Here is a 25094-nt window from a genome sequence, read left to right on the forward strand (position 1 = left end):
TCGTGGTCCACCTTATTTCCAGATGTTCCAGGGCGTCTGCATCCAGCCGCCGACGATTAGCAGCCAGACCAGCGTGACAGGGATGAAGATCTTCCAGCCCAGCCGCATGATCTGGTCGTAGCGGAAGCGCGGGAAGGTGCCGCGGATCCAGATGAACAGCGACAGCACGAAGAAGGTCTTCAGGCCCAGCCAAATCCAGCCGGGAATGAAGTCCAGGAAGCCCACCGGCGACAGCCAGCCGCCCAGGAACATGAGCACGGCCAGGATCGACACGAGCCACATGCTGGCGTATTCGGCCAGGAAGAAGATCGCGAAGCCCATGCCCGAGTACTCGACCATGTGGCCGGCCACGATCTCTGCCTCGCCTTCCACCACGTCGAAGGGATGGCGGTTGGTTTCGGCCACGCCCGAGATCAGGTAGACGATGAAGATGGGCAGCAGCGGCAGCCAGTTCCAGGACAGGAAGGACAGCCCCATGTCGGCGAAGGTGCCCTTGCCCTGCACAGCGACGATGTCGCCCAGGCTCAGGCTGCCCGACACCATGATGACGACGACGAAGCAGAAGCCCATCGCGATCTCGTAGCTCACCATCTGGGCCGACGCGCGCAGCGCACCCAGGAAGGCGTACTTCGAGTTCGACGCCCAGCCGGCGATGATCACGCCGTACACCTCGATGGAGGTGATGGCCATGATCAGCAGCAGGCCGGCATTGACGTTGGCGATGACCGCGTCGGGGCCGAAGGGAATGGCCACCCAGGCCGCCAGGGCCGGCATGATGGCCATGACCGGGCCGAGGCGGAACAGGCCGGAGCTGGCCGCCGTCGGGTTGATCAGTTCCTTGGTCAGCAGCTTGACCGCGTCGGCGATGGGCTGCAGCAGGCCGAAGGGCCCGACCCGGTTGGGGCCGTGGCGCACCTGGATCCAGCCCAGGAACTTGCGCTCCCATAGCGTGGCGTAGGCCACGGCGCCCAGCACCGGCAGCAGCACGGCGATGATCTTGAGCAGCGCCCAGATGACGGGCCAGCCGCCGGCGGTCCACCAGTGGGCGCCGATCAGGCCGTAGCCTGCGTTGTACAGCGCGTCGATCATGCCGACACCTCCTGTGCGGCCGCGGCGCGGCGGCCGTCGGTCGTCAGTTGCAACGACGGTGCGCGGCGCACCAGCGAATCCAGTTGGTAGATGGCGGCAGTGGCCGGCGCGACTTGGCCAGCGGGCGACGCCGCGGTCAGGTCGACGGCCGGGGCATCGTTGCCCAGGCGGTCGGCGGCAACGAAGTCGGCGGCGGCCGATCCGCGCACCTTGGCCATCACGTCCTGGGTCGACTCGAAGTCGAAGCCCGACAGGCCCAGCAGGTTGCCCAGCACACGCAGCACCTTCCACGCCGGACGGGCTTCGCCCAGCGGGCGCACCACGGCATGGAAGCTCTGGATGCGGCCTTCGGCATTGACGAAGGTGCCCGGCGTCTCGCTGAACGGCGCGATGGGCAGCAGCACGTCGCTGAATTCCAGGTTGGCCTTGAAGGGGCTCAGCGTGACCACCATCTGCGACTGACCCAGTGCGTCCGCCGCACGGGCACCGGCGGCCGAATCGAACACCGGCTCGGTGTTCAGCAGCAGCGCCGCCTTGAGGCCGCCCGCCAGCATCTGGCCGGCGTTCAGGCCCTTGGCGCCCGGCTGGGCATGAACCCACTGCGCGCCGACGGTGTTGGCCGCTTCGGTCAGGTAGCCGACGCTGGCGCCGGTCTGCGTGCCGATCCACTGGGCCAATGCGAGCAGGCGCGAAGCCTCGGCATGGTGCGCGGCACCGTTGCCCAGCAGGATCGCCTTGCGCTCACCGCCCACCAGGGCCTGCGCCACGCCGCGTGCAGCGTCGGTCACATCGGCCTGTGCGGGCGCGGCGATGCCCTTCTCGGCCGCCACGGCAGCGGCGATCTGCGCCAGTGCGCCGTACCAGCCGGCGGCATCGACCTGCTGGAAGCCGGCCAGCGGCATGGCCCACGAGGTTTCGGCGGCCAGTTGCTCGGTCGACGCGATGGCGAACAGCTTGCCGCCCTTGCGCACCGACTGGCGGATGCGCTGCGCGAACAGCGGATGGTCCTTGCGCAGGTTGCTGCCGACCACCAGCACACGCTGCAGGTTCGACAGCGAGGCGATGGACGTGCCCAGCCAGCGGATGCCGCCGCCGACATTGCCGAAGTCGGCATGGCGCAGGCGGTGGTCGATGTTCTCGCTGCCGAGGCCGCGCACCAGGGCGCCGGCCAGGGCCAGCTCTTCCACGGTGCTGTGCGGGCTCACCAGCGCGCCGATGGCGTCGGCGCCGTGGTCGGCCTTGATCTGCTTGAGGCCGTTGGCGACGTATTCCAGGGCCGTCTGCCAGTCCACGGCCTGCCACTGGCCGCCCTGCTTGAGCATGGGCTGCGTCAGGCGCTCGGCGCTGTCCAGGGCCTCGTACGAGAAGCGGTCGCGGTCGGCGATCCAGCACTCGTTGACGTCCTCGTTCTCCAGCGGCAGCACGCGCATCACGCGGTTGTTCTTGACCTGGACGATCAGGTTGGCGCCGGTGGAATCATGCGGGCTCACCGACTTGCGGCGCGACAGTTCCCAGGTGCGGGCGCTGTAGCGGAAGGGCTTGCTCGTGAGCGCGCCGACCGGGCAGATGTCGATCATGTTGCCCGACAGCTCGGAGTCGACGGTGTCGCCAACGACGGTGGTGATCTCGGAGTGCTCACCCCGGTTGACCATGCCCAGTTCCATGATGCCGGCCACTTCCTGGCCGAAGCGCACGCAGCGGGTGCAGTGGATGCAGCGGCTCATCTCCTCCATGGAGATCAGCGGGCCCACGTCCTTGTGGAACACCACGCGCTTTTCTTCCTGGTAGCGCGAGGCGCCGCCGCCGTAGCCCACCGCCAGATCCTGCAGCTGGCATTCGCCGCCCTGGTCGCAGATGGGGCAGTCCAGCGGATGGTTGATCAGCAGGAACTCCATCACCGACTTCTGGGCCTTGACGGCCTTGTCGGACTGGGTGCGCACGATCATGCCCTGCGTGACCGGCGTGGCGCACGCCGGCATCGGCTTGGGTGCCTTCTCCACGTCCACCAGGCACATGCGGCAGTTGGCGGCGATGGAGAGCTTCTTGTGGTAGCAGAAGTGCGGGATGTAGGTCCCGGCCTTGTCGGCCGCATGCATGACCATGCTGCCTTCGGCCACTTCGACCTTCTTGCCGTCGAGTTCGATTTCGATCATGTGAGGTTCTCGCTCCCGCTCAGGCCTGGGCCGGCGTCTTCGGCACGTAGCCGGGCACCATGGCCTCGAACTCGTGACGGAAGTGCTTCAGCATGGCGCGCACGGGCATGGCCGCGGCATCGCCCAGCGCACAGATGGTGCGGCCCTGGATGTTGTCGGCCACGGAATTCAGCAGGTCCATGTCGGAGGCACGGCCTTCGCCATGGTGGATGCGGTCGACCACGCGCCACAGCCAGCCCGTGCCTTCGCGGCAGGGCGTGCACTGGCCGCAGGACTCGTGCATGTAGAAGTACGAGAGCCGCTTGAGCGACTCGACCATGCAGCGGCTGTCGTCCATGACGATCACGGCCCCCGAGCCAAGCATGGAGCCGGCCTTGGCGATGGAGTCATAGTCCATGGTGCAGGACATCATGATGTCGGCCGGCAGCACCGGGGCGGACGAACCGCCCGGGATCACCGCCTTGAGCTTGCGGCCCTTGCGCACGCCGCCCGCCAGCTCCAGCAGCTTGGAGAAGGGCGTGCCCATCGGCACTTCGTAGTTGCCGGGCAGCTCGACGTCGCCCGAAACCGAGTAGATCTTGGTGCCGCCGTTGTTGGGCTTGCCGCACTCCAGGTAGGCCTGGCCACCGTTGCGGATGATCCAGGGCACCGCCGCGAAGGTCTCGGTGTTGTTGATGGTGGTCGGCTTGCCGTACAGGCCGAAGCTGGCCGGGAACGGCGGCTTGAAGCGCGGCTGGCCCTTCTTGCCTTCCAGCGATTCGAGCAACGCGGTCTCTTCGCCGCAGATGTAGGCGCCGAAGCCATGGTGCGCATGCAGCTGGAAGCTGAAGTTGCTGCCCATGATGTTGCCGCCGAGGTAGCCGGCGGCGCGCGCTTCTTCCAGGGCGGCTTCGAAGCGGTCGTACACCTCGAAGATCTCGCCGTGGATGTAGTTGTAGCCCACGCTGATGCCCATGGCATACGCCGCGATCGCCATGCCTTCGATGACGATGTGCGGGTTGAACATGAGGATGTCGCGGTCCTTGCAGGTGCCGGGCTCGCCTTCGTCCGAGTTGCAGACCAGGTACTTCTGGCCCGGGAACTGGCGGGGCATGAAGCTCCACTTCAGGCCGGTCGGGAAGCCGGCGCCGCCGCGGCCGCGCAGGCCGGAGGTCTTGACCTCGGCGATCACCTGGTCCTGCGTCAGGCCTTCGGTCAGGATCTTGCGCAGCGCCTGGTAGCCGCCGCGCGCCTCGTAGTCGGCGAGGCTCCAGTTGGTGCCGTCCAGACCCGCATAGATCTGCGGATCGATGTGGCGGCCATGGAAGCAGGTCTGCACGCCCGTCGCGCGGAACTGCGAGAGGACTTGATCGGGCGTCATCAGCGCGTCTCCCCTTTGGGCTCGGCGGCACGCAGGCCGTCGACCAGCTGGTCGAGCTTCTCGGTGCTCATGAAGCTGCACATGGTGCGGTCGTTGACCAGCATCACCGGCGAATCGGCGCAGGCGCCCAGGCATTCGCTCTGCTGCAGCGTGAACATGCCGTCGGCCGTGGTCTCGCCCATCTTGATGCCCAGCTTGGCTTCCAGATGATGCAGCGCCTTGTAGCCGTCACGCAGCTGGCAGGGCAGGTTGGTGCAGACGTTCAGCTTGAACTTGCCCACCGGCTGCTGGTTGTACATGTTGTAGAAGGTGGTCACCTCGCGCGCCGCGATCTGGGGCATGCCCAGGTAGGCGGCCACGGCGGCCTCGTTCTCGTCGCTCACCCAGCCGTAGACCTGCTGCACGATGGACAGGCAGGCCATCACCGCCGACTGACGGCCTGCGTCGTTGTCGGGGTACTTGGCGACTTCGCGGGCGAAGCGGTCCAGCATGTCCTGCGGCAGGGCCGCGGGTGCGATGGGAGGATTGTTGAGGGAATCGCTCATCGATCGATCTCTCCGAAGACGATGTCCAGCGTGCCGATGATGGCGACGGTGTCGGCCAGCATGTGGCCGCGCGACATTTCGTCGAGCGCGGCCAGGTGCACGAAGCCTGGCGGCCGGATCTTCAGGCGGTAAGGCTTGTTGGCACCATCGCTGACGAGGTAGATGCCGAACTCGCCCTTGGGATGCTCGACGGCGGCATAGGCCTCGCCCTCGGGCACGCGGAAGCCCTCGGTGAAGAGCTTGAAGTGGTGGATCAGCTCTTCCATGTTGGCCTTCATGGCCTCGCGCTTGGGAGCCGCCACCTTGTGGTTGTCCGTGATGACCGGGCCGGGGTTGGCCTTCAGCCACTTCACGCACTGGGCAATGATGCGGTTCGACTGGTTGAGCTCCTCCATGCGCACGAGGTAGCGGTCGTAGCAGTCGCCGGTCTTGCCCACCGGGATGTCGAAATCGAGCTGGTTGTAGACGTCGTAGGGCTGCGTCTTGCGCAGGTCCCAGGCCACGCCCGAGCCGCGCAGCATCGGGCCCGTCAGTCCCAGGTTCAGCGCGCGGTCGGCGTCCATCACGCCGATGCCCACGGTGCGCTGCTTCCAGATGCGGTTGTCGGTCAGCAGCGTGTGGTATTCACCCAGGTAGGTGTCGAAGCGCTTCGTGAAGTCTTCGAGGAAGTCCAGCAGCGAACCCTGGCGGTTCTCGTTCATGCGAGCGAGGGCCTTGGCGTTCTTGATCTTGCTGTGCTTGTACTGCGGCATCGTGTCCGGCAGGTCGCGGTACACGCCACCCGGACGGAAGTAGGCCGCATGCATGCGCGCGCCCGACACGGCCTCGTAGGCATCGAACAGGTCTTCGCGCTCGCGGAAGGCGTAGATCAGGATCGTCGAGCTGCCGCAGTCGTTGCCGTGCGAGCCCAGCCACATCAGGTGGTTGAGCATGCGCGTGATCTCCGAGTACATCACGCGGATGTACTGGGCGCGGATCGGCACGTCCAGACCGAGCAGCTTCTCGATGGCCAGGCAGTAGGCATGCTCGTTGCACATCATGGACACGTAGTCGAGACGGTCCATGTAGGGCAGCGACTGGATGAAGGTCTTGTGCTCGGCCAGCTTCTCGGTGGCGCGGTGCAGCAGGCCGATGTGCGGGTCGGCGCGCTGCACCACTTCGCCGTCGAGCTCCAGCACCAGGCGCAGCACACCGTGCGCGGCCGGGTGTTGCGGCCCGAAGTTAAGCGTGTAGTTCTTGATTTCAGCCATGGGTCGGTCGGGGGTTCAGTGCAGGCCGCCGTAGTGCTCTTCGCGGATCACGCGCGGCGTGATCTCGCGCGGCTCGATGGTCACCGGCTGGTAGACCACGCGCTGCATCTGCTCGTCGTAGCGCATCTCGACGTGGCCCGACAGCGGGAAATCCTTGCGGAACGGATGGCCGATGAAGCCGTAGTCGGTCAGGATGCGGCGCAGGTCCGGGTGACCGTCGAACACGATGCCGTAGAGGTCGAAGGCCTCGCGCTCGAACCAGTTGGCGCTCGCCCACAGGTCGTTGACGGAGGCGATCACCGGCAGGTCGTCGTCGGGGCAGAAGGCGCGCACGCGCACGCGCTGGTTGAGGCTCACCGACAGCAGGTGCGCCACCACGGCGAAGCGCGGGCCTTCCCACACCTCGTCGCGCCAGGCGGAGTAGTCCATGCCGCACAGGTCGATGAGCTGCTCGAACTGCATGCCGGCGGTGTCGCGCAGCGTCTTCATCACGTCCAGGTAATTGGCGGCGCTGACGATGATCGTCACCTCGCCCAACGCGAGGCTGACCTCGCGCACCTTGTCGCCCAGGGCGAGTGCAAGCTGGTCCTTCAGGACCTGCGGATCAATGGCAATCGATGTCATGGGAGAGACGCGCTCAGGCGCGCGCGATGGTGTTGGTGCGGCGCACCTTCTGCTGCAGCTGGATGATCCCGTAGATCAGCGCCTCGGCCGTCGGCGGGCAGCCGGGCACGTAGACGTCGACCGGCACGATGCGGTCGCAGCCGCGCACCACCGAGTAGCTGTAGTGGTAGTAGCCGCCGCCGTTGGCGCAGGAGCCCATGGAGAGCACCCAGCGCGGCTCGGCCATCTGGTCGTACACCTTGCGCAGCGCAGGCGCCATCTTGTTGCACAGCGTGCCGGCCACGATCATCAGATCGGACTGGCGCGGGCTGGCGCGGAAGACCTCGGCACCGAAGCGGCCGATGTCGTAGCGGGCTGCAGCGGCATGCATCATCTCGACCGCGCAGCAGGCGAGGCCGAAGGTCATGGGCCACAGCGAGCCCGTCTTCGCCCAGTTCACCACCGCGTCGTAGGACGTGGTGATGAAGCCTTCCTTGAACACACCTTCAATGGCCATGGCCGGGGTTTCCTCTCGTGTTGCGTCGCCTCATTCCCAATCCAGGGCGCCCTTCTTCCACTCGTAGGCGAAGCCCACGACGAGGATGGCCAGGAACACCACCGCGGCCCAGAAGCCCAGCGGACCCACTTCCTTGAAGGCCACGGCCCACGGGAAGAGGAAAGCGATTTCCAGGTCGAAGAGGATGAAGAGGATGGCGACGAGGTAGTAGCGGACGTCGAACTGCATGCGGGCGTTCTCGAACGCCTCGAAGCCGCACTCGTAGGGGGAATTCTTGGCCGCGTCGGGCCGGTTCGGGCCCAGAACGTAACCCAGAACTTGCGGAAGGATGCCTACCGCAACCCCCACCAGAATGAACAACAGAACGGGAAGGTAGGTCGCGAGGTTCATCGGGGGGCTCTATCACCGCTTGCCACCGACCGATGCCCAGACCCGTTGCAGGTTGGCGCATCAGCCGGTGCAGATTGGTGCCGTCGGCGAGACTCGAACTCGCACAGCTTTCGCCACTACCCCCTCAAGATAGCGTGTCTACCAATTTCACCACGACGGCGGTTTATGTCTGCCCCGGATGGCATGAGGAACCAAGAAGGTTATTGGCTTTCCGGGGCAGCCTTGGAGTTTACCCTGAAATGCCCTTGTTTGGACAGGGCCACCTCATAAAACGAGGCCAGGGATCCTTGGACGCTTACTTCGCGGGGATCTGCGACGGGTTGGACGCAGGGGCTGCAGGGGTCGGCACGGCATTGCCCGCGGGGATCTGCGAAGCGGGCGCCGTGATCGGCGCGCGCTCCAGCAGGCTGCCGCCACCGGCCGCGCGCGGCGTGCCAAAGTAGGCCAGCAGCAGCGTGCAGGCGAAGAACAGCGCCGCCAGCACCGCCGTGGTGCGCGACAGGAAGTTGGCACTGCCGCTGGCGCCGAACAGGCTGCCGGAGCTGCCGCTGCCGAAGGCGGCGCCCATGTCGGCGCCCTTGCCGTGCTGCACGAGGATGAGGCCGACCATGGCGATGGCCGCCAGGATCTGCACAGCGATGAGGATGTTGTGGACGATGGTCATGTCGAAGGAACTCCTAGGGGGGAAGCGGTCGCCTCAGCGGGCGGCCGCGATGATCTGGAGGAAGTCGGGCGCCTTGAGCGAGGCGCCGCCGATGAGGCCGCCGTCGATGTCCGGCTGGGCCAGCAGCGCCGCGGCATTGGCGGCATTCATGCTGCCGCCGTAGAGGATGCGGATGCGCGCGGCGGCATCGGCCGCGGCATGCGCCAGCTGGGCGCGCAGCACGGCGTGCACGGCCTGCGCCTCTTCCGGCGAGGCGGTCTTGCCCGTGCCGATGGCCCACACCGGCTCGTAGGCGACGACGATCTCGCTGATGCAATGGCCGTTGGCGTGGATCACGGCGGCCAGCTGACGGCGCACCACCTCCTCCGTGTGGCCGGCTTCGCGTTCGGCCAGCGTCTCACCGACGCAGACGATGGGCGTGATGCCGCCGGCCAGCGCGGCGCCCGCCTTGGCGGCCACCACCTCGTCGGTCTCGCCGTGGTACTGGCGGCGCTCGGAATGGCCCACGATGGCGTAACGCACGCCGAAGTCCTTCAGCATGGCCACGGACTGCTCACCCGTGTAGGCCCCCTGCGCATGCACCGACACGTCCTGCGCGCCGAGCGCGATGGGCGTGTTCTGCGCGAGCGCCTGGACCTGCGCCAGATACGGCGCCGGCACACACACCGCGACATCGCACACCGGCTGGCCCACCCCCTGGCGAAGCGCACCCAGGAGCGCCTCGTTGGCGGCCAGGCCGCCGTTCATCTTCCAGTTGCCAGCGATGAATTGTTTTTTCTTGCTCATGGTTCTCGATGGATAAGCCGCCCGGCCCTCACCAGGTCAGCACGATCTTGCCGATGTGCTGATTGGATTGCATCAGCGCATGGGCCTGGGCGGCATCGGCGGCCGCGAAGGTGGAATGGATCACAGGCTTGACACCCTCGCGCCGGGCGAGCAGCGGCCAGACCTGCTCGCGCAGCTTCTGCGCGATGGCGGCCTTGAAGGCCACCGGGCGCGGACGCAGCGTGGAGCCCGTGATCGTCAGCCGCCGGCGCAGCACCAGGCCGGCATTGAAGCCACTCTCGATGCCGCCCTGCACCGCGATGATGACCAGCCGGCCGTCCTCGGCCAGGCAACCCACCTCGCGCGCCACGTAGTCGCCGGCCACCATGTCCAGGATCACGTCCACGCCGCGGCCGCCGGTGAGGCGTTTGGCCTCCTCGGCGAAGTCCTGCTCGCGGTAGTTGATCGCATGGTCCGCGCCCAGGTCCAGGCAGGCCTGGCACTTCTGGGTGCTGCCGGCGGTGGCGATGACGGTCGCACCGAAGGCCTTCGCCAGCTGGATCGCCGTCACGCCGATGCCGCTCGTGCCGCCCTGCACCAGGAAGGTTTCGCCCTTCTGCAGGCGGCCGCGGTCGAAGACGTTGCTCCAGACGGTGAAGAAGGTCTCGGGCAGCGCCGCCGCTTCGACGTCCGACCAGCCCTCGGGCACCGGCAGGCACTGGCCGATGGGCGCCACGCACAGCTGCGCGTAGCCGCCGCCGGCCACCAGCGCGCACACGCGGTCGCCCATCTTGAAGCCGGCCTGCGCCAACTCGGCCGCGTCGCCGCCGACGATCTCGCCGGCGACTTCCAGGCCCGGCAGGTCGGAGGCCCCCGGCGGCACCGGGTACTGGCCCATGCGCTGCAGCACGTCGGGCCGGTTGACGCCGCTGGCCGCGACGCGGATCAGCAGTTCACCGGCACCCGGCTGCGGATCGTCGCGCGTGCACAGGCGAAGCACCTCGGGGGCGCCATGGCTGGTGATCTCGACGGCTTTCATGGGGTCTCCTGATGGGGGCGGGAATGGACGAAGGCCGGCAGGCCACCGAGGTGGGCTGCCGGCCGCGCGGACAAGGCCGGTCAGCCTTGCGGATTGGCGGCGGGGCTGCCGCCTTCGGCCGGCGGCTGGACGGCAGGCGCCGCGCCTTCGTGCGACTCGGGCGCCTGGCCGTAGCCGGTCTCGGCGCGCGGCTGACGGTCCTCGCGCGGGGCGCGGGGAGCACGGTCGCCTCGGTCGCCTCGGTCGCCGCGGTCACCACGATCACCCCGTTCGCGGCGCTCGCCACGGTCTTCGCGCGGCGGGCGGTCGCCGAACTCGGGCATGCCGGCCGGACGCTCGGCCAGCGCCTTCATCGACAGCTTGACGCGGCCCTTGTCGTCGGTCTCGAGCACCTTGACCTTCACGATCTGGCCTTCGCTCAGGTAGTCGGTGACCTTCTCCACGCGCTCGTGGGCGATCTGGCTGATGTGCAGCAGGCCGTCCTTGCCGGGCAGCAGGTTGATCAGCGCGCCGAAGTCCAGGATCTTGGTGACCGGGCCTTCGTAGACCTTGCCGATCTCGACTTCCGCCGTGATCTCCTCGATGCGGCGCTTGGCCTCGTCGGCCTTGGCGCTGTCGTTGGAGGCGATGGTGATGGTGCCGTCTTCCTCGATGTTGATCTGCGTGCCGGTCTCTTCGGTCAGCGCGCGGATCGTCGAGCCGCCCTTGCCGATCACGTCGCGGATCTTCTCGGGGTTGATCTTCATCGTGTAGAGCTTGGGCGCGAAGGACGAGATCTCGGTCTTGGCCTCGCCCATGGCGTCCTGCATCTTGCCCAGGATGTGCATGCGCGCTTCCTTGGCCTGGGCCAGGGCGACCTGCATGATTTCCTTGGTGATGCCCTGGATCTTGATGTCCATCTGCAGGGCGGTGATGCCGTTGGTCGTGCCGGCCACCTTGAAGTCCATGTCGCCCAGGTGGTCCTCATCGCCCAGGATGTCGGTCAGCACGGCGAACTTGTTGCCGTCCTTGATCAGGCCCATGGCGATGCCGGCCACGTGCGCCTTCAGCGGCACGCCGGCGTCCATCATCGACAGGCAGCCGCCGCACACCGAGGCCATTGACGAGGAGCCGTTGGATTCGGTGATCTCGCTGACCACGCGGATGGTGTAGGGGAACTCGTCCTTCTGCGGCAGCACGGCCACCAGGGCGCGCTTGGCCAGGCGGCCGTGGCCCACTTCGCGGCGCTTGGTGGAGCCCATGCGGCCCACTTCGCCGGTGGCGAAGGGAGGCATGTTGTAGTGGAACAGGAAGCGGTCCTCGAACTCGCCGGCCAGCGCGTCGATGCGCTGCGCGTCGCGCTCGGTGCCCAGCGTGGTCACGACCAGCGCCTGCGTCTCGCCGCGGGTGAACAGGGCCGAGCCGTGGGTGCGGGGCAGCACGCTGTTGCGGATCTCGATGGGGCGCACGGTGCGGGTGTCGCGGCCGTCGATGCGGGGCTCGCCCTCGAGGATCTGGCTGCGCACGATGTTGGCTTCGATGGCGAACAGCAGGTCGCTGACCTTGCCGGCATCGAACTCCGCACCTTCGGCCTTCAGCGCCTCGAAGACGCTGGCGTTGGCTTCGCGCAGGGCCTGGGTGCGGGCCTGCTTGCTGCGGATCTGGTAGACGGCGCGCAGCTTCTCTTCGGCCAGGCCCTTGATCTTGGCCTCGAAGCCTTCGTCCTTGGCCTCGGGCGCCCAGGTGCCGTTCTCGGTCCACAGCGGCTTGCCGGCTTCGCGGGTCAGTTCGTGGATGGCCTCGATGGCGATGCGGCCCTGCTCGTGGCCGAAGACCACTGCGCCGAGCATGATCTCTTCCGACAGCTGCAGCGCTTCGGATTCGACCATCAGCACGGCGGCTTCGGTGCCGGCGACCACCAGGTCCATCTGCGAATCGGCGCGGGCGGTCTTGCCCGGATTCAGCACGTACTGGCCGTTGATGTAGCCCACGCGCGCCGCACCGATCGGGCCGGCGAAGGGGATGCCCGAGACCGACAGGGCGGCGCTCACGGCGATCATGGCGGCGATGTCGGCGTCGACTTCGGGGTTGAGCGACAGCGTGTGGATGACCACGTGCACTTCGTTCAGGAAGCCTTCGGGGAACAGCGGGCGGATCGGGCGGTCGATCAGGCGGCTGGTCAGCGTCTCGAGTTCGCTGGGCTTGGCTTCGCGCTTGAAGAAGCTGCCGGGGATCTTGCCGGCGGCGTAGGTCTTCTCGATGTAGTCGACGGTCAGCGGGAAGAAGTCCTGGCCGGGCTTGGCCGACTTGGAGGCGACGACGGTGGCCAGCACCACGGTGCCGTCGATGTCCACCAGCACGGCGCCGGTGGCCTGGCGGGCGATCTCGCCGGTTTCCATGACGACGGTCTTGTCGCCCCACTGGAAGCTCTTGGTGACTTTGTTGAAGAGGCTCATGCTCTGCTCCTTGGGTGATGCGGCACCAGCGTCGAGGCCGGCCCGCGGGTGGCGGAGCGCAGGGGTGGAACACGATGCCATTCCAGCGAAGCCCTCTGCCAAGGGGTCCGTTGGAATGACACAGCTTCGATCCGTTCTGCGGTCTCCGAAGTTAAAAACGCCTGAGCTAGCGGGCTAACTCAGGCGTTCGTGCGATGCGAAGCGGCTTACTTGCGCAGGCCCAGCTTGGCGATCAGGGCGGTGTAGCGCTCGGCGTCCTTGGACTTCAGGTAGTCCAGCAGCTTGCGGCGGCGGCTCACCATGCGCAGCAGGCCGCGGCGACCGTGGTGGTCCTTGGCATGCTGCTTGAAGTGGGGGGTCAGCTCGTTGATGCGAGCCGTGAGCAGGGCAACCTGCACTTCGGGACTGCCGGTGTCGTTGGCAGCGCGGGCATTGGCCTTGACGACCTCTGCCTTCTTTTCGAGAGAAATCATGATGACTGTGTCCTGTGATTCCCGGCTTGCTGCGGCCTGCGCGGTTGAGACGCGGGCCGTGGGCACGGGGTTGTTGACTTGCGGCACTCCCTGGAACCGGGGGTGCCGTGGAGCTTTGCAACGCGCAAAGCCTTGAAATTCTAGCAGTTCTTCGCCAGCCAGCCCGAAAGCCGCTCCACACCCTGCACCAGCCGGCCGGTGTCGCGCGAGGCGAAGCACCAGCGCAGCCAGCCCTGCGCCTCGGGCGCGAAGGCGTTGCCGGGCGCCAGGCCGAGGCCAGCTTCGGCCACCAAACGTTTGGCCAGCGCCAGCGAGTCGGCCGCGCCCTCGACCTGGAAGAAGGCGTACATGCCGCCCTTGGCGGCCGACACCTTCAGGCCCGGCAGGCCCTGCAGCAGCGGCACCAGCGTGTCGCGGCAGGCCTGCAGGTGGGCCACCACGCGCGGGGTGATGTCGGCCTCGTGCGCCAGGGCGGCGATGCCGGCGCGCTGGCTGAACACGCTGGCGCAGGAGGTGTTGAACTCGATCAGCTTGCCCACGTTGTCCAGCAGCGCCGGGGGCAGCACCAGCCAGCCCAGGCGCCAGCCGGTCATGAGGAAGCTCTTGGAGAAGCTGTGCGCCACCACCAGCCGGTCGTCGGCGGTGGCGATGTCCAGGAAGCTGGGCGCGCAGCCGTTGGCGGTGTCGCCGGCGTAGTACAGGCGCTCGTAGACCTCGTCCGCCAGGATCCAGGTGCCGGTGGCGCGGCAGTGGTCCAGGATGGCCTGCTGCTCGGCCCGCGTCAGCGTCCAGCCGGTGGGGTTGTTGGGCGCGTTCAGGATCAGCAGGCGCGTGGCCGGCGTCACGGCGGCGCGCAGGGCGTCCAGGTCCAGCGTCCAGTTGCCATCCACCGGTTGCAGGGGCAGGCAGCGCACCGTGGCGCCCAGGATGGCGGGCTGCGCCGTCAGGTTGGGCCAGACGGGCGTCACGGCCACCACCTCGTCGCCGGCGTCCACCAGCGCCTGCACGGCGATCATGAGCGCGCTGACGCCGCCGGAGGTGACGGCGATGCGTTCCATGCCGATGGCCGGATGCAGCCGCGAGGCATAGCGCGCGATGGCCTCGCGCAGTTCGGGCAGGCCGAGGTTGTGGGCGTAGAAGGTCTCGCCACGCTCGATGGATTCGATGGCCGCACGGCGCACCGGCTCGGGCGTGACTTCGTCGCTCTCGCCGAACCAGAAGGCCAGCACGTCGCCGCGGCCCATGCCGGCATTGGCGACTTCGCGGATCTTGGAGGCTTCGAGCTTGTCGATGGCTTGGCGCATGGTTCGCGTCCTCGGGGTCAGGGCCGCTGCATGCGGCAGGTGGTGGGCAATTCGGCCTGTTCGGGCGCGATGTCCTTGATGACGCGGAAGCCGTAGCCCGAGCCCTCGACGTCGAAGGCCACGCCCGGCGTGCCCTGGCGGTCCATCAGGCCCACGACCAGCGGCTGCTGGAACTGATGGTCGGCCGCGCGCATGCGTCCGCTGCGGCCGGCGAGCGACACCCTGGCGTTCTCCAGCTTGGCGGCGACGGCCGCCGCCTCGGTGCTGCCGGCCTGGGCGATGGACTGTGCCAGCGCCTCGACCATCAGCTGCATGCGCATGTGCACATAGTCGTCCGCCGGGTTCGGGAAGCGCGCGCGGAAGCTCCTGTAGAAGGCCGCCGACTCCGGCGTGGGCACGTTGGGCAGCCAGTCGGCCACGGCGATCACCTTGCCCACGCCGGCATCGCCCAGGGCGGCCGGCGCGCCCAGCGCATTGCCGTAGAAGGTGTAGAACTTGCCCTCGAAACCGACCTCGCGCGCCGCCTTGACCAGCAGGGTCAGGTCGTTGCCCCAGTTGCCGGTGAACACGGCCTGCGCGCCGCTGGCCTTGATCTTCACGGCATAGGGCGCGAAGTCCTTGACCTTGCCCATGGGGTGCAGCTCCTCGCCCACGATGCGCACGTCGGGCCGCAGCTCGGCGATGCGGCGCCGGCTTTCACGCAGCACGGCCTGGCCGAAGCTGTAGTCCTGGCCGATCAGGTAGGCGCTGCCGACGGTGCGGTCGTCCTTGAAGACGGCCATCAGCGCGGCCACGCGCATGTCGGCATGGGCGTCGAAGCGGAAGTGCCAGAAGCTGCAGCGCTCGTTGGTGAGGATCGGGTCCACTGCCGAATAGTTGAGGAAGAGCAGGCGCCGGCGCGGATCGCGCTCGTTGTGCTTGTCCACCGCATCCAGGATGGCCGCGGCGGTGGCGGAAGAGTTGCCCTGCAGCACCGCTTGCGCACCGTTGTCGATGGCGGAACGCAGGGCCGACAGCGCCTCTTCGGTCTGGCCCTTGCTGTCGTACCGGTCCAGTTGCAGCGGGCGCGCACCGCCCGGCAGCGCGATGCCGCCGCGGGCGTTGACCCGCTCCACAGCCCACAGAAGGTTGCGGAACACGGCCTCGCCGGTGTTGGCGAAGGGGCCGCTCAGGCTCTCGACCAGGGCCAGGCGGATGGGCGGGCCGCCCTGCGCGCGGGCCAGGCCGCCGAGGGCCGGAACACATAGCGCCGCGACACCGCTTTTCAAGACGCGGCGGCGAGAAATAAAGGTCTGGGACATGCTCTTGAAAGCCGCCGGGAGGGTGCCTAGATAGGCCTCAAGCGGCACTCACGACTGAAAGGCCGCGCAGTGTAAGGGGCGCATGGTGCGCCTCTGGATCCACCTTCGTTCAGACAGGAGATACGCCATGTTGTTCGCACCCGCCATCCGTTCCGCCGCCCTCGCCTCGCCCCGCAGCTTCGACCGCGGCTTCGAGCGCTTCGTCAACGACGCCTTCTTCCCGACCGCCCGAGGCGTGCAGGTCGAAAGCACCGAGCAGGGCTGGACCCTGAGCCTGGACGTGCCCGGCATCGCCCGCGAGGACCTGGGCGTGGGCATCGAGGGCCAGGTGGTGCGCATCGAGACCCGCCCCGAAGCCAAGCGCCAGTACAAGGCCGCCTACGAGCTGCCGCAGGAGATCGACGCCGCCGCCAGCGAAGCCAAGCTGGAGCACGGCGTGCTGACCCTGAAGCTCGCCCGCCTGGCGCCGGTGAGCAAGGTCACGCAGCTGAGCATCGGCTGAGTTGCGTGACGACCGGGGCGCTTCGGGCGCCCCATGAGAAACGGCCTCCTCCGAGGCCGTTTCTTCGTGCGCGACGGAGCGCAGCGCCGCTCAGCCCGCGCGTGCGAAGGCGGCCGCCTCGGCCACGCGCGCGGCATCCGGCCGCACGCCGGTGTACAGCGCGAACTGCTCCACCGCCTGCAGCACCATGACTTCCTCGCCGGTGATCACCGGCCGGCCCAGGCGGCGCGCGGCACGCACCAGCGGGGTCTCCGAGGGCAGCGCCACCACGTCGAACACCCAGGCCGCCGCGGCGATCAGCGCATCGGGAAAGGCCTGCGTCTCCGATTCCGGTGCGCCCGCCATGCCCAGCGGCGTGACGTTGACCAGCACCGCGCCGGGTGCCTTTTCAGGCAGCTCGGGCTGCCACCGCAGGCCATGCAGATCGGCCACGGCCCGCCCGCTGGCCGCGTTGCGCGCCACCAGCGTGCCCTTGCCCAGGCCATGGTCCACCAGCGCCGCGGCCACCGCCCGGCCCATGCCGCCGCTGCCGCGCAGCACGAAGGGCGTGCCCGGCGGCACGCCGTGCGACTTCAGCAGCGCCGCGACGGCGATGTAGTCGGTGTTGTAGGCCACCAGCCGCCCGTCCATGTTGACGATGGTGTTGACCGACTGCAGCCGCGCGGCCGAGGGCGTCAGCTGATCCAGCAGCGGGATACAGGCCTCCTTGAAGGGCATCGACACCGCGCAGCCGCGCACGCCCAGCGCGCGCACGCCGCCGATGGCGGCCGGCAGGTCGGTGGTGGTGAAGGCCTTGTAGACATAGTCCAGGCCCAGCGCCTGATACAGATGGTTGTGCAGCCGGGTGCCGAAGTTGCTCGGCCGGCCCGACAGCGACATGCACAGCTTGGTGTCGCGGCTGAGGGTCAGGCGCATGTCCTGCGCAGCGCTCATGGATGGCTCTCCTTGGGAATCGGGTCGCGCAGCTTAGCGCGCAAAAAAAAGCGGCGGGCCCGCGCTCGCGCAGACCCGCCGCCGATGAGGAAGGCAGAGCGCGCGATCAGGCCGCGGCCACCACCACCTTCTTCTTGAAGGCGCCCAGCGCCAGCGCCGTCACCACGCTGCCGACCAGGATGGCCAGCGCATAGAGGATGACGTGGTTGACCGCATTCGGAATGGCCAGCACGAACACGCCGCCGTGCGGCGCCTGCAGGGCGATGCCCCACATCATCGACAGCGCGCCGGCGGTGGCCGAGCCCAGCATGCAGGCCGGGATCACGCGCAGCGGATCGCGCGCCACGTAGGGAATCGCGCCTTCCGTGATGAAGGCCAGGCCCAGCACGGCGGCGGCCTTGCTGGCCTCGCGCTCGTCGGGCGTGAAGCGGCTGGCGAACAGGCGGCAGGCCAGCGCGATGCCCAGCGGCGGCACCATGCCGGCGGCCATGGCCGCGGCCATCGGCGTCGCGACGCCCGAGGCGATCAGCGTGGTGGAGAACACATAGGCCGCCTTGTTGATCGGCCCGCCCATGTCGGCCGCCATCATGGCGCCCAGCGTGATGCCCAGCAGCACGGCGCTGCTGGTCTGCATGCCCTTGAGCCACTCGGTCAGCGCCGCCATGATGGCCGCCACCGGCTGCCCGATGACCAGCATCATCGCCACGCCGGTGATGGCCGCGCCCAGCAGCGGCAGGATCAGCACCGGCTTCAGCCCCTCCAGCCCGCGCGGCAGGCGGATCCAGCGGTTGAGCGCGTTGACCGAATAGCCGGCGATGAAGCCGGCCGCGATGCCGCCGAGGAAGCCGGCGCCGACGGTGCCGGCCAGCAGGCCGCCGATCATGCCGGGCGCGATGCCGGGCCGGTCGGCGATGGAGAAGGCGATGTAGCCAGCCAGCGCCGGCACCATCAGCGCGAAGCCGCCCTTGGCGCCGATCTGGAACAGCGTCCAGCCCAGCGTGCCCTTGTGCGCGTCGTCGTAGACGTAGATGCCGCCCAGCGCGAAGGCCAGCGCGATCAGCAGGCCGCCCGCCACCACGAAGGGCAGCATGAAGGAGACGCCGGTCATCAGGTGCTTGTAGGGGCCGGTGGCCGCGACCTTGGCCGCGGGCTTGGCACCGGCCGCGCCCGGGGCGGCGGCGGAAGCGCCCTCCCCGCCCCACACGGCCGCCTCGGCCTGCGCCTTGGCGATCAGGCCCGGCGCATCGTGGATCGCCGCCTTGGTGCCCGAGGAATGCAGGCGCTTGCCGGCGAAGCGGCTGCGGTCCACCTGGGTGTCGGCGGCGATCAGCACCAGGTCGGCCTCGGCGATGGTGTCGGCCCCCAGCGTGTTCTGCGCGCCCACGGAGCCCTGCGTCTCCACCTGGATCTGGTGGCCCAGGGCCTTGGCGCCCTGCTCCAGCGCCTCGGCGGCCATGAAGGTGTGGGCCACGCCGGTGGGGCAGGAGGTGATGGCGACGATCTTCAGCGGCCGGCTGGCGGCGGCGGCCACCGGCGCCGCGGCGGCGGGGGCAGGCACCGGCGCGCCGGCCAGGGCCAGCGCCTGGCGCAGCACGGCACCGGCATCGCGGAACACGGCGTCGGGCGCCACGTCCAGCACGCGGCCGGCTGGCAGCGCGCTGCGGTCCACGGCGGCACCGGCGTCGGCGGCCACGATGACGGCCGAGGCCTGGGCGAGTTCGGCGGGCGAGAGCTTGCCCTGGATGCCGAGCGAACTCTGGACCTGCAGCTTCAGGTCGTGCCCGAGCTGGCGGGCGGCGTCGGCCAGCACCTCGCCCAGCATGAAGCTGTGGGCGGGGCCGGCCTGGCTGGCGGCGATGGCAATGAGTGAGGCCATGGTGTCTCCTGGCGGGGTCCTGAGGATGGGTGACAGAAAAGAGAAACTTGGAAGCAGGGCTGGACTTGCGCGCGCACGCGGCCCGGCACTTCGGTCAGAGCGGCTGCAGCACGATGCGCGCGGCCAGCGCCTCGATCTCGGCCCGCGGCGGCAGCCCAGGTGCGATGCGCTGGATGCGGGCGGCGGCGCAGGCCATGCCGAAGACGGCGGCCTCGGGGAACACGCGACCTTCGACCAGCGCCGCCAGCGTGCCGGCCACCAGTGCATCGCCGGCGCCGACGGTGGTGGCCACCGGTACACGCGGCGGCAGGGCCAGCCAGCAGCCGCCCTCGCCCGCGATGACGGCGCCGTCGCCGCCCAGCGAGACGACCACGTGGCCAATGCCGCGCGCACGCAGCGCCAGCGCGGCTTGGGCCACTTCGGCCGTGCCGGATAGCGGCTGGCCGACCAGCTCTTCCAGCTCGGCGCGGTTGGGCTTGAGGAAGTCGGGCGCCGCCGGCAGCCGGTCGAGCAGCTGGGCCAGCACCTTGCCGCCGGTGTCCACCATCAGCCGGGCGCCGCGGGCGCGCAGCGCCGCGGCCAGGCGCAGCAGGCTGTCCACGCCCACACCGGGCGGCAGGCTGCCGGCCAGGGTGCACCAGGTGCCTTCGGCCACCAGCGGTTCGAGGCGCGCCAGCAGCGCGGCCTCGGCCTGCGCGGTCGATTCGGCGTCGAAGGCGATGCCGGCCAGGTTGATGTCGGTGCTGTCGCCCCGCTCGGCGTCGGCCAGCTTGATGTTGGTGCGGGTGCGGCCCGGCACGCGCACCATGGCGTCGGCGATGCCGCGCTCGGCGAAGGCGCGCTCGAACAGCTGCGGGTTCTGGTCGCCCAGCCAGCCCGAGGCCGCCGTGCGCAGGCCCAGCGCCGCGGCGACGGCCGCCACGCCGATGCCCTTGCCGCCGGCCTCGAACTGCTCGGCGCGCGCGCGGTGCACGGCGCCGGGCACCAGCGCATCGAGCGAGACGGTGTGGTCAATGGCCGGGTTGGGCGTGACCGTGATCAGCTGCATGGCGGCGGCCGTCATGCCGCCACCTCGTCGCCGGCCGGCGCGGTGTCGCGCAGCTGGGCGGCCAGGGCGCGCACGGCGTCGCCGTCGTCCATGTCCAGCGCGGCCTTGGCCAGCGCCTGCAGCTCGGCCAGGCTGTGGCGGCGCAGCAGGGCCTTGACGCCGGCGATGTCGCCCACGCTCATGCTCAGTTCCTGCACGCCCAGGCCGGCCAGCAGGGCGGCGCCCAGCGGTTCGCCGGCCAGGCCGCCGCACACGCCGACCCAGCGGCCGTGGCGGCGCGCACCGTCGACGGTCTGCGCGACGAGACGCAGCACGGCCGGATGCAGGCTGTCGGCCATGGTGGCCAGCTGCGGATGCTGGCGGTCCACCGCCAGCGCGTACTGCGTCAGGTCGTTGGTGCCGATGGAGAAGAAGTCCACGTGCGCCGCCAGGCGGTCGGCCATCATGGCCGCCGAGGGCACCTCGATCATGATGCCCACCGGAATGCGCCGGCCGCCCTGCTCGGGCGCCAGGCCCAGCGACTGCTGCACCTCGGCCAGGCGTTCGCGCAGGCGGCGCACCTCGTCGAGGGTGCTGATCATGGGGAACATCAGCGACAGCGGCCCTTCCTGCGCGGCGCGCACCAGGGCGCGCAGCTGGGGCAGCATCAGGTCGTCGCGGGCCAGGCACAGGCGGGCGCCGCGCAGGCCGAGGAAGGGGTTCTCCTCCACCGGCAGGTCGAGGTGCGGCACCTGCTTGTCGCCGCCGATGTCCAGCGTGCGCACGATCAGCGGCCGGCCGCCCAGGGCGCGCACCATGTCGCGGTAGACGACGAACTGCTCCTCCTCGTCGGGCACGTGGTCGCGCTCCAGGAAGAGGAATTCGGTGCGCATCAGGCCCACGCTTTCGGCGCCCTGATCCAGCGCCTTGGCCACCTGTTCGGGCTTGTTGACGTTGGCGGCGATCTCCAGGCCGTGGCCGTCCAGCGTCGTCACGGGCTGCAGGCGACTGCGGGCCTCCTCGGCCTGGCGGCGGGCCAGGCGGTCGATCATGGCCTGGGCCTGGGCCAGCGCCTCGTCGCTGGGGCCGATGTGCAGCTGGCCGCGGTAGCCGTCGAGGATGGCGCGCTCGCCGCTGCGGGCCGCCAGCACGGCCGGGCCGGCGGCCACGACGGCCGGCAGGCCCAGGGCGCGCGCCAGGATGGCGGTGTGCGCCGTCGGGCCACCGCGGGCGGTGCAGAAGCCCTTGACGCGCTGCACGTCGATCTGCGCCGTGACCGAGGGCGACAGGTCGTCGGCCAGCAGCAGGCTGTCGGCGGGCCAGCGGGACGGGTCCTGCGCGGCACCGGCATCACCCACCAGCAGGCGCAGCACGCGGTCGCCCACGTCCTGCAGGTCGGCGGCGCGGGCGGCCAGCACCGGATCGGCCACGGCGCGCTGGGCCGCCACGTGGCCGGCCAGCGCATGGCGCCAGGACCAGGCGGCGCCGTGGCCCTGCACCACCAGCCGCGTGGCGTCGCGCAGCAGTTCGGGATGGGCCAGGATCTGGCGGTGCGCCTCGAAGATGCCGGCCTGCTCGGCGGCGTTCTTGCGGCGGGCGCCGTCGGCCAGGTCGATCAGCTCGGCCTCGGCGGCGGCCAGCGCCGCGTCGAGGGCCGCGGCGGCGGCGGCCACGCCCTGGGCGGGCTGGTCGGCCACCTCGAGCGCGGGCGCCTCGGCCATCACCAGGGTGCCGATCACCAGGCCCGGGCTGGCGGCGATGCCGCCGATGTGCTGGCGCGCCTCGGGCGCCCAGCCGGCCAGTTCGCGGCCCAGGCCATGGGCCTGCTTCGCGCGCGCGGCGGCCTGCTCGGCCTGGCGCTGCTCGTCCTGCGCCAGCCGCACGATCACGTCCTTGAGGGCGGCCAGCGCCTGCTGGGCGTCCGGGCCGGCGGCCGAGATGCGCAGGCGCGCGCCGCGGCCCGCGCCCAGGCCCAGCAGCGCGGGCATGCTGCGCGCGTCGGCCACGGTGTCGCCGTGGCGCACCCGCAGCTCGGCCAGGAAGCGCGAGGCCACCTGGGCCCACTGCGTGGCGGGTCGGGCGTGCAGGCCGTTGGGATAGTCGAGCACCACGTCCTGCGCCATCGGCAGGTCCTCGGGCACGGCGGTGGCGACGGGCGCCGCACCGTCGCGAGTGAGCGCGGCGACGATCTGGTCGGCATCGGTGGTGGCGGCCAGCGCTTCCAGCCGCTGGCCGTCGGCCATCAGGCGCGTCAGGCGGCGCAGCACGGCGATGTGCTGGTCGGAGGCGGCGGCCACGGCCACCACCAGCGTCACGCGGTGGTCGGGTGCGTCCCAGGCGACGCCGCCCGGCACCTGCACCACCGCCAGGCCGGTGCGGCGCACCAGGCCCTTGTCTTCCACCATGCCATGCGGCACGGCCAGGCCGCGGCCCATGTAGGTGGTGGCGACCTGCTCGCGCCGCAGCAGGCTGTCGGCATAGGCGGGGTCGCAGAAGCCGGCCTGGACCAGCAGCGCGCCGGCAGCGCGAATGGCGCCCTCACGGTCGGCGACCGTGGCGGCGAGTTGGACTTGCACGGGTAGATCCATACCGTCTCCTGAAAATTTTGGAATCGATACCAATAGCGGAATTATCGAAGCGGGCCGCCCGCTGTCCACCATCCAGACCGCTTTTCCGCCTGAATCAAGGGTAAACACCGATGCCGAAACCGGGGAACCCGTCACGCCGAAGCCACGTCCGAATGCAAAATTCTGGTATCGATTCCAGTCAGCGCCATGACGCAGCCCCTGCCCCACCGCCACAGTCCCAGCATCAAGGACGTCGCCGAACGCGCCGGCGCCTCCACGACCACCGTCTCGCGGGTGCTGAGCCATCCCGAGGCGGTGCGGCCCGACCTGCGCCAGCGCGTGCAGCAGGCCATCGACGAACTGGGCTACCGGCCCAACCTGGCCGCGCGGCGGCTGCGGCAGCAGCGGGCCTCGCTGATCGGGCTGATCGTCTCGGACATCCGCAACCCCTTCTTCACCGAGATCAGCCGCGCGGTGGAAGACATCGCCTACCGCCATGGCCTGCGCCTGATCCTGTGCAACAGCGACGAAGACCCGGCCAAGGAGCAGTCCTACCTGGAGCTGATGGCGGACGAGCAGGCCAGCGGCGTGATCCTGTCGCCCACGCTGGAGTTGACGCGCCGTTTCCGCGCGGGGCAGCACCCCTTTCCGGTGGTGATGGTCGACCGGGCGCCCGAGAGCAGCACGCCCAGCGACCTGGTGCTGCTGGACAACGCGCCCGCCGCCCGCCGCCTGACCGAGCACCTGATCGCGCAGGGCTGCCGCCGCATCGCCCTGCTGGCCGGCTCGCGCAGCAGCACCGGCCGCGAGCGGCAGGCCGGCTACGAGGCCGCCATGCGCGAGGCCGGCCTTGTGCCCCAGGTGGTGGCCCTGCGCCCGCTGGCGGCCGAGGGCCAGGCGGCCGCCGCCGCACTGCTGGCCCAGGCCGAGCGCCCGGACGCGCTGCTCGCCACCAACGGTCTTCTTCTCCTGGGAGCCTGGAAGGCCGTGCGCGAGGCGGGCCTGGCCATGCCGGCAGACGTGGCCGTCGCCGGCTTCGACAACAACGACTGGACCACCCTGCCCGAACCCGCCGTCACTGTGATGGCCCAGCCCACCGCCGACATCGGGCGCACCGCCGCCGAGCTGCTGCTGCAGCGCATGGCCGAACCCGGCCGGCCGCCGCGGCGCATCGTGCTGGAAGGCGAGCTGCTGGTGCGTGGCTCCAGCGCGTTCAGGCCGCCGGCAGCGGCGCCGGCGCGGCCGCTGCATCCAGCGGCCAGCGCGGCCTGACGTCGAAGGCGTAGTGCGCCGCCGGCTGCGACAGGCCGGCCTGGATGCGCATGGCCGCGGCCAGGGCGATCATGGCGCCGTTGTCGGTGCACAGGGCCAGTTCCGGGTAGTGCACGCGCACCTTGCGCCGGGCGCAGGCGGCATTCAGCTGCTCGCGCAGCAGCCTGTTGGCGCCCACGCCGCCGGCCACCACCAGGCGCTTGAGCCCGGTGCGCTCCAGCGCCGCGAGCGACTTGCGCACCAGCACCTCGACGATGGCCGCCTGGGTCGAGGCCGCCAGGTCGGCCTTGCGCGCCTCCAGCTCGGTGCCCACCTTCTTCGTCTGCGTGAGCACGGCCGTCTTGAGGCCGGCGAAGGAGAAATCCAGGTCGCCGCTGTGCATCAGCGGCCGCGGCAGCTTGAAAGCCTGGGCGTCGCCGCCCTCGGCCAGCTTCGACAGCCACGGCCCGCCGGGATAGGGCAGGCCCATCAGCTTGGCGCTCTTGTCGAAGGCCTCGCCGGCGGCATCGTCGATGGTCTCGCCCAGTAGTTCGTAGCGGCCCACGCCCTCCACCCGCATCAGCTGCGTGTGGCCGCCGGACACCAGCAGCGCCACGAAGGGAAATTCCGGTGGGTCGGCGCTGAGGAAGGGCGACAGCAGGTGCCCTTCGAGGTGGTGCACGCCCAGCACCGGCTTGCCGAGCGCCGCGCCCAGGGCGCAGGCCACGCCCGCGCCCACCAGCAGCGCGCCGGCCAGGCCGGGGCCGCGGGTGAAGGCGACCACGTCGATGTCGGCGCGCGTGCAGCCGGCCTCGGTGAGCACGGCTTCGGTCAGCGGCAGCACGCGGCGGATGTGGTCGCGGCTGGCCAGCTCGGGCACCACGCCGCCGTAGGCCTGGTGCATGGCGATCTGGCTGTGCAGGGCATGGGCCGCCAGGCGCGGCACGCGGCCGTCGGCCAGGGTCTCGACCAGGGCCACGCCCGTTTCGTCGCAGGAGGATTCGATGCCCAGGATGCGCATCGCGGCAGTGTAGGCGCCGGGCCGCGGCC

General features: G+C 69.8%; 22 protein-coding genes and 1 tRNA gene. 2 read left to right on the forward strand and 21 right to left on the reverse strand.

Annotation, left to right across the window (positions count from 1 at the left end):
* Window positions 1-12: 12 nt before the first annotated feature.
* From nuoH to NS331_RS08700, 16 genes are all read right to left on the reverse strand, one after another.
* Complete coding sequence (nuoH, locus tag NS331_RS08625; RefSeq protein WP_017756925.1) at window positions 13-1089, reverse strand: NADH-quinone oxidoreductase subunit NuoH; 1077 nt, start codon at window positions 1087-1089, stop codon at window positions 13-15.
* Window positions 1086-3242 carry an NADH-quinone oxidoreductase subunit NuoG gene (gene nuoG / locus NS331_RS08630; RefSeq protein ID WP_058641600.1) on the reverse strand — a complete coding sequence of 719 codons (2157 nt, stop codon included), beginning with the start codon at window positions 3240-3242 and terminating at the stop codon, window positions 1086-1088. The genes nuoH and nuoG overlap by 4 nt, the downstream gene beginning before the upstream one ends.
* Before the next feature lie 19 nt (window positions 3243-3261).
* A complete protein-coding gene (gene nuoF / locus NS331_RS08635; RefSeq protein WP_058641601.1) occupies window positions 3262-4602 on the reverse strand; it encodes an NADH-quinone oxidoreductase subunit NuoF in 1341 nt (446 codons plus the stop codon).
* Window positions 4602-5093: an NADH-quinone oxidoreductase subunit NuoE family protein gene (locus NS331_RS08640; RefSeq protein WP_058641663.1), complete on the reverse strand. Its 492-nt coding sequence runs from the start codon at window positions 5091-5093 to the stop codon at window positions 4602-4604. The genes nuoF and NS331_RS08640 overlap by 1 nt, the downstream gene beginning before the upstream one ends.
* Before the next feature lie 50 nt (window positions 5094-5143).
* Window positions 5144-6397: an NADH-quinone oxidoreductase subunit D gene (locus NS331_RS08645; RefSeq protein ID WP_058641602.1), complete on the reverse strand. Its 1254-nt coding sequence runs from the start codon at window positions 6395-6397 to the stop codon at window positions 5144-5146.
* Window positions 6398-6412: 15 nt separating this feature from the next.
* On the reverse strand, window positions 6413-7021 hold the full coding sequence (locus NS331_RS08650; protein WP_058641603.1) for an NADH-quinone oxidoreductase subunit C: 609 nt from the start codon (window positions 7019-7021) through the stop codon (window positions 6413-6415).
* 13 nt (window positions 7022-7034) lie between these two features.
* On the reverse strand, window positions 7035-7517 hold the full coding sequence (locus NS331_RS08655; RefSeq protein WP_017756931.1) for a NuoB/complex I 20 kDa subunit family protein: 483 nt from the start codon (window positions 7515-7517) through the stop codon (window positions 7035-7037).
* Between the two features lie 30 nt (window positions 7518-7547).
* A complete protein-coding gene (locus tag NS331_RS08660; RefSeq protein ID WP_058641604.1) occupies window positions 7548-7907 on the reverse strand; it encodes an NADH-quinone oxidoreductase subunit A in 360 nt (119 codons plus the stop codon).
* Between the two features lie 75 nt (window positions 7908-7982).
* Window positions 7983-8067: transfer RNA gene (locus NS331_RS08665), tRNA-Leu, on the reverse strand.
* A gap of 135 nt (window positions 8068-8202) precedes the next feature.
* Window positions 8203-8571 carry a preprotein translocase subunit SecG gene (secG, locus tag NS331_RS08670; RefSeq protein ID WP_058641605.1) on the reverse strand — a complete coding sequence of 123 codons (369 nt, stop codon included), beginning with the start codon at window positions 8569-8571 and terminating at the stop codon, window positions 8203-8205.
* 33 nt (window positions 8572-8604) lie between these two features.
* Complete coding sequence (gene tpiA / locus NS331_RS08675; RefSeq protein ID WP_058641606.1) at window positions 8605-9357, reverse strand: triose-phosphate isomerase; 753 nt, start codon at window positions 9355-9357, stop codon at window positions 8605-8607.
* A gap of 28 nt (window positions 9358-9385) precedes the next feature.
* Window positions 9386-10375 carry an NAD(P)H-quinone oxidoreductase gene (locus NS331_RS08680; RefSeq protein WP_058641607.1) on the reverse strand — a complete coding sequence of 330 codons (990 nt, stop codon included), beginning with the start codon at window positions 10373-10375 and terminating at the stop codon, window positions 9386-9388.
* An 80-nt stretch (window positions 10376-10455) separates the two neighbouring features.
* Window positions 10456-12810, reverse strand: a complete 2355-nt coding sequence (gene pnp / locus NS331_RS08685; RefSeq protein ID WP_058641608.1) for a polyribonucleotide nucleotidyltransferase — start codon at window positions 12808-12810, stop codon at window positions 10456-10458.
* Between the two features lie 206 nt (window positions 12811-13016).
* Entirely contained in the window at window positions 13017-13283 is a 267-nt protein-coding gene (gene rpsO, locus NS331_RS08690; protein WP_058641609.1) for a 30S ribosomal protein S15, read from the reverse strand.
* A gap of 140 nt (window positions 13284-13423) precedes the next feature.
* Window positions 13424-14608 carry a pyridoxal phosphate-dependent aminotransferase gene (locus NS331_RS08695; protein WP_275936456.1) on the reverse strand — a complete coding sequence of 395 codons (1185 nt, stop codon included), beginning with the start codon at window positions 14606-14608 and terminating at the stop codon, window positions 13424-13426.
* Window positions 14605-15888: a branched-chain amino acid ABC transporter substrate-binding protein gene (locus NS331_RS08700; RefSeq protein WP_058641611.1), complete on the reverse strand. Its 1284-nt coding sequence runs from the start codon at window positions 15886-15888 to the stop codon at window positions 14605-14607. The genes NS331_RS08695 and NS331_RS08700 overlap by 4 nt, the downstream gene beginning before the upstream one ends.
* A 127-nt stretch (window positions 15889-16015) precedes the next feature.
* Between NS331_RS08700 and NS331_RS08705 the strand changes: the two genes are divergently transcribed.
* The gene (locus tag NS331_RS08705; protein ID WP_058641612.1) at window positions 16016-16390 is read left to right on the forward strand and encodes an Hsp20/alpha crystallin family protein; all 375 of its coding nucleotides are present in this window, start codon (window positions 16016-16018) and stop codon (window positions 16388-16390) included.
* 90 nt (window positions 16391-16480) lie between these two features.
* Here the strand turns inward: NS331_RS08705 and NS331_RS08710 are convergent, their stop codons facing one another.
* From NS331_RS08710 to ptsP, 4 genes are all read right to left on the reverse strand, one after another.
* Complete coding sequence (locus NS331_RS08710; protein ID WP_242873696.1) at window positions 16481-17323, reverse strand: shikimate 5-dehydrogenase; 843 nt, start codon at window positions 17321-17323, stop codon at window positions 16481-16483.
* Between the two features lie 106 nt (window positions 17324-17429).
* Complete coding sequence (locus tag NS331_RS08715) at window positions 17430-19199, reverse strand: PTS fructose-like transporter subunit IIB (RefSeq protein WP_058641613.1); 1770 nt, start codon at window positions 19197-19199, stop codon at window positions 17430-17432.
* Between the two features lie 94 nt (window positions 19200-19293).
* Window positions 19294-20262, reverse strand: coding sequence for a 1-phosphofructokinase family hexose kinase (locus NS331_RS08720; protein ID WP_058641614.1), 969 nt, complete (start codon window positions 20260-20262; stop codon window positions 19294-19296).
* On the reverse strand, window positions 20259-22814 hold the full coding sequence (ptsP, locus tag NS331_RS08725; protein WP_058641615.1) for a phosphoenolpyruvate--protein phosphotransferase: 2556 nt from the start codon (window positions 22812-22814) through the stop codon (window positions 20259-20261). The genes NS331_RS08720 and ptsP overlap by 4 nt, the downstream gene beginning before the upstream one ends.
* A 186-nt stretch (window positions 22815-23000) precedes the next feature.
* On the opposite strand from ptsP, the gene NS331_RS08730 reads away from it, so the two are divergent.
* Entirely contained in the window at window positions 23001-24065 is a 1065-nt protein-coding gene (locus NS331_RS08730) for a LacI family DNA-binding transcriptional regulator (RefSeq protein ID WP_058641616.1), read from the forward strand.
* Here NS331_RS08730 and tsaD read toward each other — a convergent pair.
* Complete coding sequence (gene tsaD / locus NS331_RS08735) at window positions 24007-25065, reverse strand: tRNA (adenosine(37)-N6)-threonylcarbamoyltransferase complex transferase subunit TsaD (protein WP_058641617.1); 1059 nt, start codon at window positions 25063-25065, stop codon at window positions 24007-24009. The genes NS331_RS08730 and tsaD overlap by 59 nt on opposite strands.
* Between the last annotated feature and the right edge of the window lie 29 nt (window positions 25066-25094).

This window comes from Pseudacidovorax intermedius, from assembly GCF_001476815.1.
Lineage (GTDB): Bacteria > Pseudomonadota > Gammaproteobacteria > Burkholderiales > Burkholderiaceae_C > Xenophilus > Xenophilus intermedius_A.

Coding starts and splice junctions, on each gene's coding strand:
- NS331_RS08645 (WP_058641602.1), bottom strand. CDS start 6,397: ATGGCTGAAATCAAGAACTACACGCTTAACTTCGGGCCGCAACACCCG.
- NS331_RS08710 (WP_242873696.1), bottom strand. CDS start 17,323: ATGAGCGCTGCGCAGGACATGCGCCTGACCCTCAGCCGCGACACCAAG.
- NS331_RS08650 (WP_058641603.1), bottom strand. CDS start 7,021: ATGACATCGATTGCCATTGATCCGCAGGTCCTGAAGGACCAGCTTGCA.
- nuoF (WP_058641601.1), bottom strand. CDS start 4,602: ATGACGCCCGATCAAGTCCTCTCGCAGTTCCGCGCGACGGGCGTGCAG.
- NS331_RS08700 (WP_058641611.1), bottom strand. CDS start 15,888: ATGTCCCAGACCTTTATTTCTCGCCGCCGCGTCTTGAAAAGCGGTGTC.
- nuoG (WP_058641600.1), bottom strand. CDS start 3,242: ATGATCGAAATCGAACTCGACGGCAAGAAGGTCGAAGTGGCCGAAGGC.
- NS331_RS08640 (WP_058641663.1), bottom strand. CDS start 5,093: ATGCTGGACCGCTTCGCCCGCGAAGTCGCCAAGTACCCCGACAACGAC.
- NS331_RS08720 (WP_058641614.1), bottom strand. CDS start 20,262: ATGACGGCCGCCGCCATGCAGCTGATCACGGTCACGCCCAACCCGGCC.
- tpiA (WP_058641606.1), bottom strand. CDS start 9,357: ATGAGCAAGAAAAAACAATTCATCGCTGGCAACTGGAAGATGAACGGC.
- pnp (WP_058641608.1), bottom strand. CDS start 12,810: ATGAGCCTCTTCAACAAAGTCACCAAGAGCTTCCAGTGGGGCGACAAG.
- NS331_RS08730 (WP_058641616.1), top strand. CDS start 23,001: ATGACGCAGCCCCTGCCCCACCGCCACAGTCCCAGCATCAAGGACGTC.
- NS331_RS08655 (WP_017756931.1), bottom strand. CDS start 7,517: ATGGCCATTGAAGGTGTGTTCAAGGAAGGCTTCATCACCACGTCCTAC.
- rpsO (WP_058641609.1), bottom strand. CDS start 13,283: ATGATTTCTCTCGAAAAGAAGGCAGAGGTCGTCAAGGCCAATGCCCGC.
- ptsP (WP_058641615.1), bottom strand. CDS start 22,814: ATGGATCTACCCGTGCAAGTCCAACTCGCCGCCACGGTCGCCGACCGT.
- NS331_RS08705 (WP_058641612.1), top strand. CDS start 16,016: ATGTTGTTCGCACCCGCCATCCGTTCCGCCGCCCTCGCCTCGCCCCGC.
- NS331_RS08660 (WP_058641604.1), bottom strand. CDS start 7,907: ATGAACCTCGCGACCTACCTTCCCGTTCTGTTGTTCATTCTGGTGGGG.
- secG (WP_058641605.1), bottom strand. CDS start 8,571: ATGACCATCGTCCACAACATCCTCATCGCTGTGCAGATCCTGGCGGCC.
- nuoH (WP_017756925.1), bottom strand. CDS start 1,089: ATGATCGACGCGCTGTACAACGCAGGCTACGGCCTGATCGGCGCCCAC.
- NS331_RS08680 (WP_058641607.1), bottom strand. CDS start 10,375: ATGAAAGCCGTCGAGATCACCAGCCATGGCGCCCCCGAGGTGCTTCGC.
- tsaD (WP_058641617.1), bottom strand. CDS start 25,065: ATGCGCATCCTGGGCATCGAATCCTCCTGCGACGAAACGGGCGTGGCC.
- NS331_RS08715 (WP_058641613.1), bottom strand. CDS start 19,199: ATGGCCTCACTCATTGCCATCGCCGCCAGCCAGGCCGGCCCCGCCCAC.